Raw genomic sequence first — 1,625 nt, 5'->3', positions numbered from 1 at the left:
GGCCCAGAGTGTGTAAAAACGTCTGATCGAACCCTTGCTATGATTTCGGGCGATTCCATCGCAAGGGTCACCCATGAAGCGCTTCATTCAAGGTGAGCATCGAGGCCAAAGTACGTTGCTCCCTGAGAGCCTTGACGACTACGTCAGCGATACCAGTCCGGTGCGAGTGGTTGACGTCTTCGTTGATGAACTCGACCTGGTTTCGTTGGGTTTTGAAAGCGCAACTCCAGCGGATACAGGCCGGCCTGCTTACCACCCTGCGATCTTGCTGAAGATCTATATCTACGGCTATCTCAACCGTATTCAATCGAGTCGGCGCCTTGAGCGAGAGACTCAGCGCAACGTCGAACTGATGTGGCTGACCGGGCGGTTGATGCCGGATTTCAAGACCATCGCCAACTTCCGGAAAGATAACAGCAAGGCCATCCGAGGCGTCTGCCGGCAGTTCGTTGTGCTGTGTCAGCAGCTAGGGCTGTTCGGAGAAAATCTGGTTGCCATCGACGGCAGCAAATGCAAGGCAGTCAACAATCGCGATCGCAACTTCACCAGCGCCAAACTGAAGCGGCGAATGGAGGAAATTGAATCGAGCATCAGCCGTTACCTCACGGCGCTCGATGCTGCTGACCAGGCAGAACCTAAATCCTCTCAGCCCAAAGCAGCGCGGCTGGAAGAGAGAATCGTCAAGCTAAAGGCCCAGATGAAAGAGCTTCAGGCGATTGAAATCCAGCTCAACGAATCGCCGGACAAACAGGTCTCCCTGACCGATCCGGATGCCCGCTCGATGATGACTCGCGGTACTGGAATCGTTGGCTACAACGTGCAGACCGCAGTCGACACCCAGCATCATTTGGTCGTTGCTCATGAGGTCACCAACGCCGGCTCAGACCGCGACCAACTCAGCTCGATGGCGAAGCAAGCACGGAAAGCGATGGCTTCAGAAACGCTGTCGGTTGTAGCTGATCGAGGTTACTTCAAGAGCGAGGAAATCCTGGCTTGCCACGATGCCAATATCATCACCTATGTCCCCAAACCGATGACCTCAGCAGCCAAGGCCGACGGGCGCTTCAACAATGACGTCTTCATCTACGACTCGGCGAAAAACGAATACACCTGCCCGGCTGGAGAGGCGCTGATTTGGCGTTTCTCCAGCGTTGAAAAAGGCATGAAGCTGCACCGGTACTGGAGTTCGAAATGCCAAAGCTGCACTTTGAAATTGCAGTGCACACCGAGCAAGCAACGACGGGTTCGGCGCTGGGAACATGAAGCGGTGTTAGAGGAAATGCAGACCCGGCTGAATAACGCATCTGAGATGATGCGAATTCGAAAACGAACTGTTGAGCACCCCTTCGGGACGCTCAAACAATGGATGGGCGCAACGCATTTCCTGACACGTCGGCTGCCTGGCGTCGGGGCGGAGATGAGCTTGAATGTGCTCGCCTATAACTTGAAGCGAGTCATGAACATCATAGGAACCAGCAACCTGATGAAGGCGATGTCGGCCTAACAAACCGCTACAGGGATCGCCCTGGATTGCCTCAGGTCGGGTCTGGAGACTCTAGCCGCTACTGATGCGCTTCTGTGACGTTGAATAGCGTCCTCGCTGCACCGACAGGGGCCGTTGCTCA

The 1,625-nt window shown here is 55.0% G+C and carries 1 protein-coding gene; it reads left to right on the top strand.

The features are described from left to right. The first annotated feature begins 73 nt into the window (after positions 1-73). Complete coding sequence (locus NAV33_RS21365; protein WP_255983763.1) at positions 74-1,504, top strand: IS1182 family transposase; 1,431 nt, start codon at positions 74-76, stop codon at positions 1,502-1,504. The last annotated feature ends 121 nt before the right edge of the window (positions 1,505-1,625 follow it).

The organism is Stutzerimonas stutzeri, assembly GCF_024448715.1.
Classification (GTDB): Bacteria; Pseudomonadota; Gammaproteobacteria; order Pseudomonadales; family Pseudomonadaceae; genus Stutzerimonas; species Stutzerimonas stutzeri_AR.
The sequence above is the reverse complement of the archived record's forward strand: the minus strand, read 5'-3'. Positions and strand labels throughout refer to the sequence as shown.

Bases quoted from the DNA above. Each gene is read 5' to 3' on its own strand.
- NAV33_RS21365 (WP_255983763.1), top strand. From the start codon at position 74: ATGAAGCGCTTCATTCAAGGTGAGCATCGAGGCCAAAGTACGTTGCTC.